At 65.2% G+C, this 14,793-nt stretch carries 13 protein-coding genes and 2 pseudogenes; 8 read left to right on the plus strand and 7 right to left on the minus strand.

The window, feature by feature from the left end:
* The first annotated feature begins 1,008 nt into the window (after window positions 1–1,008).
* The 4 genes from K9U37_RS17050 (at window position 1,009) to K9U37_RS17065 (ending at window position 5,324) form a co-directional block, all read left to right on the plus strand.
* Entirely contained in the window at window positions 1,009–2,130 is a 1,122-nt protein-coding gene (locus K9U37_RS17050) for an NDMA-dependent alcohol dehydrogenase (RefSeq protein ID WP_243072697.1), read from the plus strand.
* A gap of 118 nt (window positions 2,131–2,248) precedes the next feature.
* On the plus strand, window positions 2,249–3,523 hold the full coding sequence (locus K9U37_RS17055; RefSeq protein ID WP_243072698.1) for a cytochrome P450: 1,275 nt from the start codon (window positions 2,249–2,251) through the stop codon (window positions 3,521–3,523).
* A 9-nt stretch (window positions 3,524–3,532) separates the two neighbouring features.
* On the plus strand, window positions 3,533–3,745 hold the full coding sequence (locus K9U37_RS17060) for a ferredoxin (RefSeq protein ID WP_243072699.1): 213 nt from the start codon (window positions 3,533–3,535) through the stop codon (window positions 3,743–3,745).
* A gap of 61 nt (window positions 3,746–3,806) precedes the next feature.
* Complete coding sequence (locus K9U37_RS17065; RefSeq protein ID WP_243072700.1) at window positions 3,807–5,324, plus strand: aldehyde dehydrogenase family protein; 1,518 nt, start codon at window positions 3,807–3,809, stop codon at window positions 5,322–5,324.
* A gap of 24 nt (window positions 5,325–5,348) precedes the next feature.
* On the opposite strand, the pseudogene K9U37_RS17070 reads toward K9U37_RS17065, so the two are convergent.
* From K9U37_RS17070 to rpsB, 3 genes and pseudogenes are all read right to left on the minus strand, one after another.
* A pseudogene (locus K9U37_RS17070) lies at window positions 5,349–5,633 on the minus strand (hypothetical protein); the annotation flags it as partial.
* 119 nt (window positions 5,634–5,752) lie between these two features.
* Window positions 5,753–6,568: a translation elongation factor Ts gene (tsf, locus tag K9U37_RS17075; RefSeq protein WP_243072701.1), complete on the minus strand. Its 816-nt coding sequence runs from the start codon at window positions 6,566–6,568 to the stop codon at window positions 5,753–5,755.
* 12 nt (window positions 6,569–6,580) lie between these two features.
* The gene (rpsB, locus tag K9U37_RS17080) at window positions 6,581–7,411 is read right to left on the minus strand and encodes a 30S ribosomal protein S2 (RefSeq protein WP_243072702.1); all 831 of its coding nucleotides are present in this window, start codon (window positions 7,409–7,411) and stop codon (window positions 6,581–6,583) included.
* 320 nt (window positions 7,412–7,731) lie between these two features.
* On the opposite strand from rpsB, the pseudogene K9U37_RS17085 reads away from it, so the two are divergent.
* Window positions 7,732–8,181 (plus strand): annotated as a pseudogene (locus K9U37_RS17085) (M23 family metallopeptidase); the annotation flags it as partial.
* A gap of 110 nt (window positions 8,182–8,291) precedes the next feature.
* Window positions 8,292–9,254 carry an LLM class F420-dependent oxidoreductase gene (locus tag K9U37_RS17090; protein ID WP_243072703.1) on the plus strand — a complete coding sequence of 321 codons (963 nt, stop codon included), beginning with the start codon at window positions 8,292–8,294 and terminating at the stop codon, window positions 9,252–9,254.
* 54 nt (window positions 9,255–9,308) lie between these two features.
* On the opposite strand, the gene K9U37_RS17095 is transcribed toward K9U37_RS17090, so the two are convergent.
* The 4 genes from K9U37_RS17095 to K9U37_RS17110 all read right to left on the minus strand — a co-directional run bounded on the left by K9U37_RS17095 (window position 9,309) and on the right by K9U37_RS17110 (window position 11,252).
* Window positions 9,309–10,202: a tyrosine recombinase XerC gene (locus K9U37_RS17095; protein WP_372489578.1), complete on the minus strand. Its 894-nt coding sequence runs from the start codon at window positions 10,200–10,202 to the stop codon at window positions 9,309–9,311.
* 90 nt (window positions 10,203–10,292) lie between these two features.
* Complete coding sequence (locus K9U37_RS17100; protein WP_243072705.1) at window positions 10,293–10,751, minus strand: DUF5078 domain-containing protein; 459 nt, start codon at window positions 10,749–10,751, stop codon at window positions 10,293–10,295.
* 12 nt (window positions 10,752–10,763) lie between these two features.
* Window positions 10,764–10,931 carry a DUF8730 family Cys-rich protein gene (locus K9U37_RS17105; RefSeq protein WP_243072706.1) on the minus strand — a complete coding sequence of 56 codons (168 nt, stop codon included), beginning with the start codon at window positions 10,929–10,931 and terminating at the stop codon, window positions 10,764–10,766.
* 30 nt (window positions 10,932–10,961) lie between these two features.
* On the minus strand, window positions 10,962–11,252 hold the full coding sequence (locus K9U37_RS17110; protein WP_243072707.1) for a metal-sensitive transcriptional regulator: 291 nt from the start codon (window positions 11,250–11,252) through the stop codon (window positions 10,962–10,964).
* A gap of 120 nt (window positions 11,253–11,372) precedes the next feature.
* On the opposite strand from K9U37_RS17110, the gene K9U37_RS17115 reads away from it, so the two are divergent.
* Window positions 11,373–11,804, plus strand: coding sequence for an MmpS family transport accessory protein (locus K9U37_RS17115; RefSeq protein WP_243072708.1), 432 nt, complete (start codon window positions 11,373–11,375; stop codon window positions 11,802–11,804).
* A complete protein-coding gene (locus K9U37_RS17120) occupies window positions 11,801–14,782 on the plus strand; it encodes an MMPL/RND family transporter (RefSeq protein WP_243072709.1) in 2,982 nt (993 codons plus the stop codon). Before K9U37_RS17115 ends, K9U37_RS17120 begins: the two co-directional genes overlap by 4 nt.
* Window positions 14,783–14,793 lie beyond the last annotated feature (11 nt).

Here is a 14,793-nt window from a genome sequence, read left to right on the forward strand (position 1 = left end):
CAGATCCGGGGTCTTGACCCGTGGACTTCCTCGGCGCCGACCCGCCTGAATTTCGTGGGAGTCCAGCCGTAGCCATCCCGCCCAATCCACGATCTTGACTCCGCGATGCTCGAGCAGTTCGATGACCGTCCGGTCGTCGTCGCGTCTCGGCGGCGCGAGGGGGCAAGTCGGCGAGCAGGTTCTTGACGGTCTGCGCGGCGTCGGCCCGATTGGTGCCGATCACACCAGTGGGACCGCGCTTTGCCCATCCGGTCACGTACTCGCCCGGCAGAATATGGCCGTGTCCATCCACTAAGCGACCACCGAGGAAAGCGACCGGGCTTCGCAGGAATCGCAGGTGCATCCGCCTTGGCTTTCCCTGCAGCGGCCGATCCGCCCACTGCCGCAGCGTCGAAACCATCCGCTCGAGCTGGGGCCTTCCCGCCAGCTCGGCTCGCTCGCTCTCGCTCAACGCCAATTCTGTCGGATCAATGATGAGATCGGCGTTGGATAGCTCGCCGAGCCCGCGAAGTTCGACCGGTGTGAACTTCATCTGGGCGGGACCGCGCCGGCACAGCAGGCGCCGGCACAGCAGATAGAAATCGGTGATGCGGCTGCAGCGAAGTGCGGTGACGACCCGGTCGGGGACGTCGGTGGCGGCGATCTCCTCAGCGTTGCGCTCCAGCACGCGCGCGACATCGAGGGCGGTGCGGCTAATCGTAATCATGATAATGAGGTATCTCGTCGGGGTCCCTTCCGCCCGTCTAGCGTCCTGTCCTTCTTCGGCCGTAACCGGCAGGATTGCTCGCCAAAGACCGCCGGTACGACAAGAATCCAGGGATCCGTTTTCTTGTCAGCAGCGTGGGTGTCACGTATGATGATGATACCTAATGACATGAGTCACATCAACAACGGCTTGTGCCATATACCACTACGACGACGGGGCGTTCGATCGACATGCGTGTTCGGGTAGCCGGCGTCGAGGCGCGCGGATAGGGATTCAGTGGTTGTGTCGACGAAGGGAGTTTCGTGAAGACTCGGGCTGCAGTGCTCCATGGGCAAAACGAGCAGTTCAAGGTCCAAGAGGTGGATCTCGCCCCGCCGGGCCGGCACGAGGTGAGGGTGCGCCTGGCCGCGACCGGCCTCTGCCACAGCGACTACCACCTGGTCACGGGCGATCTTCCGATGCCATATCCGGTGATCGGCGGTCACGAAGGGGCCGGGGTCGTCGAGGAGATCGGCGCCGAGGTCACGTCGGTCGAACCGGGTGACCATGTGGTCTTGTCCTTCATCCCCGCGTGTGGGCACTGCCGCTCGTGTGCGACCGGACACTCGAACCTCTGCGATCTGGGTGCCAACATCCTGGCCGGTCCACAGCTCGACGGAACCTACCGATTCCACGTCGGAGCCCAAGGCGCTGGCCAGATGTGCTTGTTGGGAACGTTTGCCGAGCACACGGTGGTGCCCGATGTTTCCGTAGTGAAGATCGATCAGAGCGTTCCGCTGCGCACCGCAGCCCTGATCGGGTGCGGCGTGCCCACCGGCTACGGGGCGGCGGTCAACAAGGCGAAGGTGCGGCCCGGTGAATCCGTGGTCATCTGGGGCGCCGGCGGAATCGGCATGAACGCGATCCAGGGGGCCGCTACGTCCGGTGCCCGCGTCGTCGTGGCCGTCGAACCGGACGAGGCCAAGCGCAAACTCGCCTACGAAGTGTTCGGCGCAACTCACGTCGTCGATCCAAGCGCCGTCGATCCGGTAGACGCGGTCCTCGAGGCCACCTGGAACAGGGGTGCCGACGTGTCCATCGCGACTCCCGGCGTTCTCACCGAGGCGATCCTGGCACAGGCGCTTCAGGCGCTGGGGAAAGGCGGGCGCGCCGTCCTGGTCGCCGTGCCGCCCGCCGGCGCCGACCACCTGCCCATAGCTCCTTTCGATGTTGTGATGTTCGAACGCCAGATCCTCGGGACCGTGTACGGCAGCTCCAACCCGTTCTCCGACATTCCCCAACTGATCGACCTTTATCAATCCGGCAAATTGAAACTCGATGAACTGGTGACCAATACCTACTCGCTCGATCAGATCAACGAGGGATACGCGGACATGCTCGCGGGTCGCAATATCCGGGGGCTGGTCGTCCTGTCGGACGACTAACAGCCAAATGGAGAGCTGATTCCACCCGGCAACGCGAGCGTGTCTCGCCGACAGCTGACCACTCACTGCCACATAGCAACAGCGATACCTGTTCGCGAAGATTGGAGCGAATTCAACGATGACGACGCAACAACGCAACACCGGTATCGATGACGAGCGACCCACCGTTCTCGACGCCGAAGCGGCCGACAAGTTCATCGAGCACCTGAGCATGCACGATAGGGAAATCCAACGCCACCGACTGGCGATCTACGACCGCATGCGCGGGGCATGCCCGGTCGGGCGTTCCGTCGAACACGGCGGGTTCTACGCCCTCTCCACCTACCATGACGTCTACGACGCGGCGCACGCACCGGAGCGGTTCTCGTCGTTTCCGGTAACGATACCGCCGTTCGGCAACCCGGTCCCCATGATTCCGATCGAGGCCGATCCCCCGGGCCACGCCAACTACCGCGCCCTGGTGGGTCAGCGATTCAGCCCCAAGCGGGTCGAGGAAATGGACGCCGAAATCCGCTCGCTCGTCAACGAACTGCTCGACAACATCGAGGGTAGGCGGGAGGTCGACCTCGCCAAAGAGGTCGCAGTCCAGCTTCCCCTAAGTGTGATCCTCGAGCTGTTCTTAGGAGTCCCAAAGCAGGACCGGGACAAAATGTACGAGCTTGCCGTGCGGATGCTGCAGCCGGATCCGGACGACTCGGATGAGCAGAAGCATGAGAAAGCCGGCGCGGCGGGCATGGGGCTGATGACCTATTTCGCGGAGCTGCTCATGAACCTCCGGGAGAACGGGCATGGTGAGGACCTCATCAGCGATTTGGATCAGGCGCACGTCGAGGGCGTAAAGCTGACCGATGAAGAAATCCTGGGCTTCTGCCTGCTGCTGGTGCCTGCGGGGTTCGACACCACGGCAAGCGCGATCGGCCGGATGTTGCAGCTGTTCGCAACGAATCCCCAGATTCGCCAGGCGGTCAAGGAGCGCATCGAGGACTCGCAAGCACTCGACGTCGCCATCGAAGAGCTGATCCGATACATCTCCCCCGTGCCGGGTCTGGCTCGAACCGTCACCGAGCCATGCGAGTTCGCCGGGCAGACTCTAGAGCAAGGCGACCGCCTGTTGCTGCTGTGGCCTTCGGCGAACCGGGACCCCGAGGAGTTCGACGCACCCAACGAATTCGTGGCGGACCGCAAACCCAACCGCCACGTCGGGTTCGGTTCGGGGATTCATCGCTGCCTGGGCGCCCATGTTGCCCGCAAGGAGATCAAAGTGCTGCTGGAGGAGATGTTCCGGCGCGACATACCTGAATACCGGTTGCATCCGGAGAAGCCACCGGTGTGGCACACCGGTGACACCTGGGGTGTGAAGTCTTTGCCGGTGATTTTCGAGTCCTGGTCGTGAGGTGATCGCGTGACCAGCAAATCCGCAGAGGTCACCGTCGACCTCAACCGGTGCATGGGCCATGCCCGCTGCCACTCACTGGCACCGGCGATCTACGGCCTGGATGACGAAGGGAAGTCGGTGGTCATCCTCGATCCCGTTCCGCCAGAGTTGGTCAAAGAAGCGGAGGAAGGCGCACAGGCGTGCCCAGAGCACGCGATCACGGTTCGTTACCGGGATTGATGGTTCGTCTCCAGCTAACCAGACCTGTCTTACAACCAGCAAAGCGAGATACAAGATGACAATGACGGCAGCGCTGAAATCCGATGTGCGATGGCGCTTCGAGCAATACATCGGCGGGACGTGGCGTCCCTCCGTCAGTGGCAAACGCAGGGAGGTCATCGACCCGGCCACCGCCACCATCGTCGGCGATGTGGCCGACGGAGGGATCGCCGACGTCGAGGCGGCGGTCGCCTACGCCCGCAAGGCCTTTGACGAGGGCCCCTGGGCCGGCCTGGACGTTCGGAGCAGAGTCCGAGCGCTGCAGCCGGCCGTCGACTACTTGGTGGAAAACCAGGACGCCCTCCTGGAAGCGGAAATCGCCGAATGCGGGTCTCCGATCAAGACGGCCAGAGGTCTGCACGTCGGATTCGCCTTGGCCCACAGCCAGTATTTCCTCGATGTGGCGCCGAGCCTGCGACTGGAGCAGCCATTGGGGTTCCATTCGCCTCCGTTCAGCATCAGTCATGTAGTACGGGAACCCGAGGGCGTCGTCGCGGCCATCACCCCGTTCAACTTCCCGCTCTTGTTGGCCGTGTGGAAAGTCATTCCCGCACTGCTGATGGGCAACAGTGTCGTGCTCAAGCCCAACCCACGCACGCCACTGTCGGCGATGCTGCTGGCTGAAGCGTTGTCGCGCACCGATCTTCCCCCCGGGCAGTTCAACGTCGTCACCGGGGACGTCGAAGTAGGTCAGCACCTCGTCGAAAGCGCACTCGTGGACCACGTCACGTTCACCGGAAGTACCGCGGTCGGTCGGAGCGTTGCCGCCGGGGCTGCGCAGACATTGAAGAACGTCACCCTCGAACTGGGCGGGAAGTCGCCGTCGGTCATTCTGCCGGACGCTGACTTCGATCTCGTGGTGGACGGCGTTCTTTTCGGCATCAACTTCTACGCCGGGCAATGCTGTGAAGCGGGCAGCCGCGTCTTCGTGCCGCGCGGGCGCGAAGAGGAACTCACCGACCGACTGGTGCGGCGGGCCGCCACGATCAGACTAGGAGACACGCGCAACCCGGAGACCGACCTGGGCCCGGTAATCTCGGCCGAGAAAGCTGCCGAGCTGGAGCGCGTCGTCAACGATGCCACGGTCGCCGGTGCCGCGCTGGCGTGCGGTGGTCGTCGTGCCGAAATCGGCGACGGCTACTTCTTCCAGCCGACAGTGATCCACAACGTCAGCAACGACATGGCGGTCGCTCGTCAGGAGCTTTTCGGACCCGTGCTGTCGGTCATCGGGTACGACTCCGTCGACGACGCGGTGCGCCTGGCCAACGACACGATATACGGTTTGGCGGCGACGGTGTGGTCCACCAACATGGTCAACGCCTACGAAACCAGCCGGCGGTTACGCGCTGGGACGGTGTGGATCAACGACCACCACCAATTGCGCCCCGACGCACCGTTCGGCGGGTATCGGCAAAGCGGCATCGGCCGCGAACTCGGCGAAGACGGGTTCTTCGATTTCACCGAAGCGAAACATATATACATGAGCCTGACAAATGATCGCCAGTCGCGCTTCTGGTCCCTGGTCCTGCCTGAGGAATAGGAGCGCCTTCCCCGGGCGTTGAGGTCATCGCGTGAGCCCCCAGTTCGGTGAAAATGGGCTCGGGTCGTTTCTGGTGAACCTTGGCCGCCAGAACGCGGCCCCGGCCTCTGCGGGTGGGATTCGGCCCACATGGTGCATCAGCCTGGCGGTGATCGGCCCGGTGCGAAACGGGGAGCCTGGCCGCACGCACTCGGGTCTTGTAGAGCCCGATCGTGGTTTCGCACAGCGCGTTGTCCAAGGCATCGCCGACAAAACTGATCGATGGGATCAGCCCTCCAACATCAGCGTCTCACCGCAATTTATTGCGGTGCGGGGGGTTGACCCGCCTAGCTGCTCCCCCGAAACGGCAAAACCCCGCGCCTCCGGGATCGCCGGATGTGGCGCGGGGTTTTCCAATGGGCGGTCGGTGCGCCGCCCAAGCCTTCTACTTACTGCTGGCCGACCTCGAAGCGGACGAACCGGGTGATGGTCACGCCGGCCTCGTCCAGCAGCGCCTTGACGGTCTTCTTGCTGTCGGACACCGACGGCTGCTCGAGCAGCACGACGTCCTTGAAGAAGCCGGTGAGGCGGCCCTCGACGATCTTGGGCAGCGCCTGCTCGGGCTTGCCCTCGGCCTTGGCGGTCTCCTCGGCCACGCGGCGCTCGGTCTCCACCAAGTCGGCGGGGACGTCGTCGCGGCTGAGGTACTTGGCCTTCAGCGCCGCGATCTGCAGGGCGGCCGCATGCGCGGCGTCCTTGTCCTCACCTGTGAACTCGACGAGCACGCCAACGGCCGGCGGCAGGTCGGCAGCACGCTTGTGCAGGTAGGCCTCCACGTTGCCGTCGAAGTACTCCACGCGCCGAAGCTCGAGCTTCTCGCCGATCTTGGCCGACAGCTCGGCGATGGCCTCTTCGACGGTCTTGTCGCCGATCTTGGCGGCCAGCAGCGTGTCCACGTCGGCCGCCTTGGACTCCAGGGCGGCGTCGACAACCTGGTCGGCCAGGGTCTGGAACTCGGCGTTCTTGGCGACGAAGTCCGTCTCGGAGTTCAGCTCGATCAGCGCACCGTTCTTGGCGGCAACCAGGCCCTCGGCGGTGGCGCGCTCCGCGCGCTTGCCGACGTCCTTGGCACCCTTGATGCGCAACGCCTCGACAGCCTTGTCGAAATCGCCGTCGCTGTCGGCCAGGGCGTTCTTGCAATCCAGCATGCCCGCGCCGGTGAGTTCCCGAAGCCGCTTGACGTCGGCAGCGGTGAAGTTAGCCATCAGTGCCTTTCCTTACGAGATGTCGTCAGTGGCGGACTCGGTGGCGACCGGTCCGGCCTCGGTGGGGGCGGACGCAGTCGCGCCGGCCAGGAGCTCCTGCTCCCACTCGGCCAGCGGCTCGGCGCCGGCCTGGGGCTTGTCGGCACTGCCGGCGCCCGAGCGGGCCTGCAGGCCCTCGGCGACCGCGGAGGCGATCACCTTGGTCAGCAGCGCAGCCGAGCGGATCGCGTCGTCGTTGCCGGGGATCGGGTAGTTGACCTGATCGGGGTCGCAGTTGGTGTCCAGGATCGCGATGACCGGGATGCCGAGCTTGACGGCCTCGCTGACCGCCAGGTGCTCCTTGTTGGTGTCGACGACCCAGATGGCCGAGGGCACCTTGGTCATGTCGCGGATACCGCCGAGGCTACGCTCGAGCTTGTTCTTCTCGCGGGTCAGCATCAGGATTTCCTTCTTGGTGCGACCCTCGAAGCCACCGGTCTGCTCCATCGACTCGAGTTCCTTGAGTCGCTGCAGACGCTTGTGAACGGTGGAGAAGTTGGTGAGCATGCCACCGAGCCAGCGCTGGTTCACATACGGCATGCCGACGCGGGTCGCCTCTTCGGCGATGGACTCCTGCGCCTGCTTCTTGGTGCCGACGAACATGACGCTGCCGCCGTGGGCGACGGTTTCCTTGACGAACTCGTACGCCTGGTCGATGAAGGTCAGCGTCTGCTGCAGGTCGATGATGTAGATGCCGTTGCGGTCGGTGAAGATGAACCGCTTCATCTTGGGATTCCAGCGACGGGTCTGGTGCCCGAAGTGGGCGCCGCTGTCGAGCAGCTGCTTCATGGTCACTACGGCCATGGTTGTGCCTTACCTGTTGTCGGTTGTCGTCCGGCATCGGGTGAGCCGGACCCTGGCGACTGCTTCGATGCCGGACCCGTGTCGAGGAGACCTCTCCGACGGGACCGCCCGGCATACAGGTGACGAACCAGTGGGTTCGGACCGCAGACGCGCGAAGTCAACCCGCTTTCGCGAGTTGCGTTCAGAAGTTTACACGCCCCGAAGGGCTGTTCTGTCCACACAGCCGCGGCCATCCCCAGCCGCGACGCTCACCCCTTTCGCATCGGAACCTGAGCCGCTGAACTGGGCCGATGCGGCTGTTGGCGATCCTGGCGGTGGTCCTGGCCTGCGCGGCGCCCGCGCAGGCGGATCCCGGGCGCCTGCAGTGGCCGCTTCGGCCCCAGCCGGCGGTGACGCGCGGGTTCGACGCGCCGTCACCCGACTGGCAACGCGGCCACCGAGGGGTCGACCTGGCCGGGGTTCCAGGTCAGCCGGTGTATGCGCCCGGGCCGGCGATGGTCGTGTTCGCGGGCAAGCTCGCCGGCCGTCCGGTGGTGTCGCTGGCGCACGACGGGGGTCTGCGTACCAGCTATGAGCCGGTGCAGCCGTCGGTGCGGGTGGGGCAGCTTGTCACCGCCGGGAGCGTGATCGGCGAGTTGGCGGCCGGACATCCCGGCTGTGGAGCCGCCGCGTGTCTGCACTGGGGCGCGATGTGGGGTCCGGCGTCGCGCGCGGACTACGTCGACCCGTTAGGCCTGCTGGCCAGCACCCCGATCAGGCTCAAACCACTGCACCCGTGACCCATTGCCGCGAGCGTGCGCGTCTGCACACGACACGCCGCGGCCTTGTGTACGGACGTGCACGCTGGCGCGGGAACTCCTGACACGCCTACCGTCGATCGATGACCACCGACGCCCACCGCTCACGCCCGCTTCGCTTCGGTCTGCACTCCGCGCTGCCCCGCGGCACGGAGTTCGGCGCATTGGCAATCTCGGCGCAAGAAGCCGGTTTTGACGTGCTGACAATCCCCGATCACCTCGTCGCATCCGTGTCGCCGTTTGCGGGTGCGACGGCCGCCGCGGCGGTCACTACGCGCCTGCACACGGGAACGCTGGTGTTGAACAACGACCTTCGCCATCCCGTCGAGACCGCACGCGAAGCCGCGACCGTCGCCGCGATCTCCGGTGGCCGGTTCGAATTGGGACTCGGCGCGGGTCACATGAAATCCGAGTACGACGCGGCGGGGCTCAGGTTCGACTCGGGCCGAACGCGGGTCGACCGGCTGATCGAATCCGTGAACGTGATTCGCCCGCTGCTCGCAGGCGAGCCCGTCGACGTCGACGGTGCGCACTACTGCGTGCGCGCCGAGGCAGGCGAACTCATCGCCGCACCGGGTGTTGCCGTGCCGCTACTCATCGGCGGAAACGGAACCCGCGTGCTGCAGTTGGCTGGCCGAGTCGCCGACATCGCCGGGCTGACCGGATTCAGCCACAACCGCGACGCGACCAAAGTCAACCTCACCCATTTCGACGCGGCCGGATTGAAGGATCGCATCGCGGTGGTGCGTGACGCTGCGGGCGACCGGTTCGACGCCATCGAACTGAATGCCCTCATCCAGTTCGTTGTGCATACCGACGACCGTGAAGCATCGGCCGCCGAACTGGCCGCGGCCTTCGGCGGGATTTCACCGGAGTTCGTGCTCGATTCGCCGTTCGTCTTACTCGGCACACACGAGCAGATGGCCGAGGCGCTCGTCGAGCGCCAGCAGCGGTTCGGCGTGAGTTACTGGACGGTGTTCGACGAGTGGGTAGGGCGAGCGTCGGCGATGCCGGACATCGCGAAAGTCATTGCGCTACTTCGCTAGCGATTTCGGCGTACTGAGTCGCGCTCGGCGTGACCAACTGCGCCGAAATCACCACTAGGCCCGGGGATGTGCCTGGTCGTGCACCGCACGCAGACGCGCGACCGTGACATGCGTGTACAGCTGCGTGGTGGCCAGGGTGGAGTGGCCCAGCAGCTCCTGGACGATGCGCAGGTCGGCGCCGCCTTCCAGCAGATGAGTCGCGGCACTGTGCCGCAGCCCATGCGGACCGATGTCGGGCGCCCCGTCGACGGCCCTGACCGTCTGGTGCACGACGGTGCGGGCCTGCCGAGGGTCCAGGCGCTTGCCGCGGGGGCCGAGCAGTAGCGCCGGTCCGGAGTCTGCGGTGACGAGCGCCGGGCGGCCATCGGACAGCCAGGCGGTCAGCGCCGCCAGGGCGGGCCGCCCGAACGGCACGGTGCGCTGTTTGTTGCCCTTACCGAGTACGCGCAGCAACTGCCGTCCGGTGTCGACGTCATCGATGTCGAGTCCGCACAGCTCGCTGACCCGGATGCCGGTGGCGTAGAGCAGTTCGACGATGAGGCGGTCGCGCAGGGCCAGCGGATCGCCCTGTTCGGCGCCGAGGTCGGCGGCGGCCATGGCGGCCAGCGCCTGATCCTGGCGCAGGACGGCGGGCAGGGTGCGGCGCGCCTTCGGCAGTTGCAGTCGCACGGCCGGATCGTCGGCGAGCAGGCCGCGCCGGGTGGCCCAGGCGGTGAAGGTCTTGACCGCTGAGGTGCGACGGGCCAGCGTGGTGCGCGCCGTTCCGGCTGCGGCCTGGGCGGCCAGCCACGAGCGGAGCACTGGCAGGCTCAGCGCGCGCAGTCCGGCGCCGGGGGCGCGTTCGTCGAGAAAGCCGAACAGTGAGCGCAGATCGGTGAGGTAGGCCCGCCGGGTGTGCTCGGAGCGATTCCGTTCCAATTCGAGGTGCTGGGCATACTCGGCGAGAATCGCCTCGTAGTCAGCCGGATCGTCCACGCCCCTACGTTCGCATCCGACGCCGAATGCGGGGCCGAGCGACGCGGCGCTGTGTCCGGGCTGTTACCAGTTCCAGATGGCCTGGTCGTCGGACGGGTACTGCGCGCACATATCCGTGGTGTGGGCCGCCACGCCCTTGTTGTTGAAGAACAACTTGGCCCAGTTCGGCCACTGCCAGGACAGCTGCTCGTAGAACGCATTGGTGGCCGTGTCCTCGGAATACTGCCTGCGGCCCGCATAGTCCATGCCGAAGAACCAGTGAATCCGGTCCCGGACCGCCTGCTGCAGTTCAGGCGACTTGTTGTTGTAGTCGATCATGTAGCGCTCGTAGTAGATCGGCTCCACATCGCGCGCGGCGGCCATGATCTGCTCGGCGGTGCACGAGGTGTGCAGAATCCGGTTGGGGATCGGATAGTCGTCGGTGGCATCAGCCGCGGCGTAACCCGTCGCGGTCAGCAGGACCGCCGTCGCTGCCGCCGCGGTGGCAGCGCCGAACAGCGCTGCCCGCAGCCGTCTCGCCATGGCGTGCGCCGGTTACTTCTTGCGCTTGAACAGGTTGAACCTGGGCGCTGCAGCCTCGCTGGCGGCATGTCCGCTGCACCACTGGCCCGCGGGCACGCTGCGCCGCACGGCGTCGACGTGGGAACCGCATCCCGCCCAGGTGGTCTTGCCGCAAACCCGGCACTGGACCGCTCGACACATGTGAATTTCCTCTCGGTCAGTGAGCCGGCCTCAGGCCAGGCTCAAGAACAACTTCTCCAGTTCGTCGATGGTGAGCCGGTCTCCCCCGGGGTCGCCGGAGCCATCGATGCACTCGCGCAGACCGGTCGCGATGATGGTGAATCCCGCCCTGTTCAACGCTTTTGACACTGCGGCGAGTTGAGTGACGACGTCCTTGCAGCCGCGACCGTCCTCGATCATCCCGATGACACCGCCAAGTTGACCGTGCACCCGGCGCAGCCGGTTCAAGGTCCCCGCTACCGCGGCATCACACTGCGGCCCACGGCCGTCTGCGTTTGTCATGGTCTCAACTTTCCGCGTTCCCACAACTCATGTATACCATACCCCCTATGGTATTACCAGAATGACCCTGAGCGTCCGGTAGCGGTCTGAGGAACGACACTGAAGAGGAGATGTGAGTCGATGTTCGGCTTGGTGAAACGGTTTTGGGTGGTGCTCGTCATCGCTATCGCCCTGGTCGCCGCGGTTGGGACCGTGAGCCGGCTGCGGACGTTCTTCGACTCCGACAAGCCCTACATCGCCGCGTCGCTGCCGGCCGACGACATCAAGCCGATCAACACCAAGCGGGTGACCTACGAGATCGTCGGGCCCGCGGACGCTTCCGGCCGGGTCAGCTACCTCGACGTCAACGGCAAGACGATCGAGGCCAGCTTCACCGAGTTGCCGTGGTCGGTGACGGTGAGCACTACCGACCCCGGGGTGCTGGCCAATGTGGTCGCCCAGGGTGACACCGCCGCGCTGGGCTGCCGCATCCTCGTCGACGACAGACTCGTCGCCGAGGATTTCGCCGAAGGGCGTGGCGCCCAGGCCTTCTGTCTGGACAAAGCGGCATGAGCGCGCACGGTAAGGACACCCGCACGCGCATCCCCCGCACCATCCGCGCTCTGGCGGTTCCGATCATCCTCGTCTGGGTGGCGTTCACCGCAGCCGTGAATCTGCTTGTCCCCCAAGTCGAGAAGGTCGGCATGGCCAACGCTGTGTCGATGTCTCCGCAGGACGCCCCGGCGGTCATCGCCGCCAAGCGGATGGGACACAAGTTCGCCGAGTCCACCTCCGACAGCATCGCCATGGTCGTGCTCGTCGGTGATCAACCCCTCGGCGAGGCCGCGCACCGCTACTACGCCACCCTGCTGGACAAATTCCAGGCCGACAAGAAGCACGTGGAGCACGTCCACGACTTCTGGGGCGACATGATCACCGCCGCCGGCGTGCAGAGCAGTGACGGCAAGGCCGCCTACGTACAGCTCAACCTCGTCGGCGACCAGGGCAGCACCGAGGGCAACCACTCGGTGGACGCCGTCCGCGAGATCATCCACGACACCCCGCCGCCGGCGGCTCTGCACGCCTATGTCACCGGACCGGCGCCGCTGACCACAGACTCACTCGAAGCCGGCGACCGCGGCATGATCAAGATGACCGTGGTCACGATGATCGTCATCACCATCATGCTGGTCCTGGTCTACCGATCGGTGAGCACCGTGCTGCTCATTCTCGCCATCGTCGGCATCGAGATGGGCGCCGCCCGCGGCGCGGTGGCAGTGGTCGGCCACCTCGGGCTGATGGACTTCTCGACCTTCTCGGTCCCGCTGATGACAGCCCTGTCGATCGCCGCAGGCACCGACTACGCGATCTTCCTGATCGGTCGCTATCACGAGGCCCGCCAGAACGGCGAGGATCCGGAATCCGCTTACTACTCAGCATTTCACGGGGTCGGCCACGTCATACTCGGCTCGGGGCTGACCGTCGCCGGCGCCATGCTGACCCTGCGGCTGACCCGGCTGTCCTACTTCAACTCGCTGGCCTATCCATCGGCGATGGCCCTGACCATCGTCGTCGCGGCCGCGATGACCGTCGCTCCTGCCGTCCTCGTCGTGGGAAGCCGCTTCGGGCTGCTGGACCCGAAGCGCATGATGAAGACCAGGGGATGGCGCAAGGTCGGAACGGCGACGGTCCGTTGGCCCAAGCCCATTCTCGCCGCGGCGACCAGCGTCGTGCTGCTCGGCCTGCTGGCCATGATCGGCTACAAGACCAGCTACGACGACCGCCGCTACATCCCCGCAGATGCGCCGGCCAACGTGGGGTACGCGGCGGCCGAAAAGCACTTCAGCACAGCGCGGCTCAATCCGGACATCATGACCATCGAGTCAGACCATGACATGCGCAATCCCACCGACATGATCGTGCTCGACCGGATCGCCAAGGCGCTGTTCCGGATCAAGGGCATCGCGATGGTGCAGAGCATCACGCGCCCATTGGGCTCACCCATCGCGCACAGCTCGATCCCGTACCAGGTCAGTATGTCCTCGGTGCCGATCACCCAGAACCTGCAGTTCCTCAAGGAGCGGGTCGGTGACATCAGCAAGATGTCCGAGGACATGGGCGCGATGATCGCCTCGATGACGCAGATGCAGGCGCTGATGGTGAAGTTCTCCGACGCCATGCACACCACAGTCGGGGCGGGCACCGGGATGCTGGACTCCGCGCACCGCAGTGTGGGCGACATGAACACCATGAAGGCCACCCTCGACCAGATGCGCGACCACATCGCCGATTTCGACGACCAGGTCCGGCCGCTGCGGAACTACTTCTACTGGGAGCCGAACTGTTTCAACATCCCGGCGTGCTGGGGGGTGCGTTCGGCGTTCGACGCCATGGACGGTGTGAACACGTTCAGTGACAACATGGCCGCGTTGCAGACCGATATGACCGCAATGGTCGACGGTATGGACAAGATGGTCAACGGCATGGGTGACATCGACGCGCTGGTGCCTCAGATGGTCGGTCAGTTCCCGCCGATCATCGCGACAGCCACGACGATGCAGAACACCCTGCAGACCATCCACAGCAGCTTCGACGGGCTCATCACGCAGATGCAGCAGATGACCGACACCGCGACCGCGATGGGTGAGGCCTTCGATGCGTCCAAGAGCGACGACTACTTCTACCTTCCGCCGGAGGTGTTCGCCAATCCCGACTTCCAGAAGGGTCTCAAGCTGTTTCTCTCACCGGACGGCAAGGCGGCCCGGCTGATCGTCACCCACGATGTGAATCCCGCCTCCGAGGAGGGCATCTCCGTCGTCGACGACGAACTCACGGCCGCACATGAGGCCGTCAAGGGCACCGCACTGGCCGGGTCGGACATCTACCTGACCGGCACCGCGGCCACCTACCGCGACATACAGTCGGGCGCCAAGTACGACACCATGATCGCCGCCTTCGCCGCGCTCACGCTAATCTTCATCGTGATGCTGATCATCACCCGAGCACTCGTGGCATCGATGGTGATCGTCGGGACGGTCGTCATCTCACTGGGCGCCGCGTTCGGCCTCTCGGCGTTCATCTTCGAACGGATCCTGGGAATCGACCTCAACTGGATCGTGCTCGCGTTCGCGGTGATCATCCTGATGGCCGTCGGCAGCGACTACAACCTGCTGCTGGTGTCCCGGTTCAAAGAAGAGATCGGGGCGGGCATCAACACCGGCATCATCCGGTCGATGGGCAGCACCGGAACCGTGGTGACCGCCGCCGGCCTGGTGTTCGCCGTCACGATGGGCTCGATGATCTCCGGTGACCTGTTCAATGTCGGGCAGGGCGGTATGACCATCGGCATCGGGTTGTTGCTGGACACGCTGATCGTGCGATCGTTGATGACGCCGTCGATCGCGGCTCTGCTGGGTCCGTGGTTCTGGTGGCCGCTGAAAGTCCGCCAGCGTCCGGCTTACAGCGAGCGGATGCGCTCGGTTCCGGCCAAGCCGGAAAGCGATGAGCCCGAGAGCGACGACAAGGACACCGAGGCGCTGACGCCGGCCTAATCGTTAGCCAA

The organism is Candidatus Mycolicibacterium alkanivorans (assembly GCF_022760805.1).
GTDB lineage: Bacteria > Actinomycetota > Actinomycetes > Mycobacteriales > Mycobacteriaceae > Mycobacterium > Mycobacterium alkanivorans.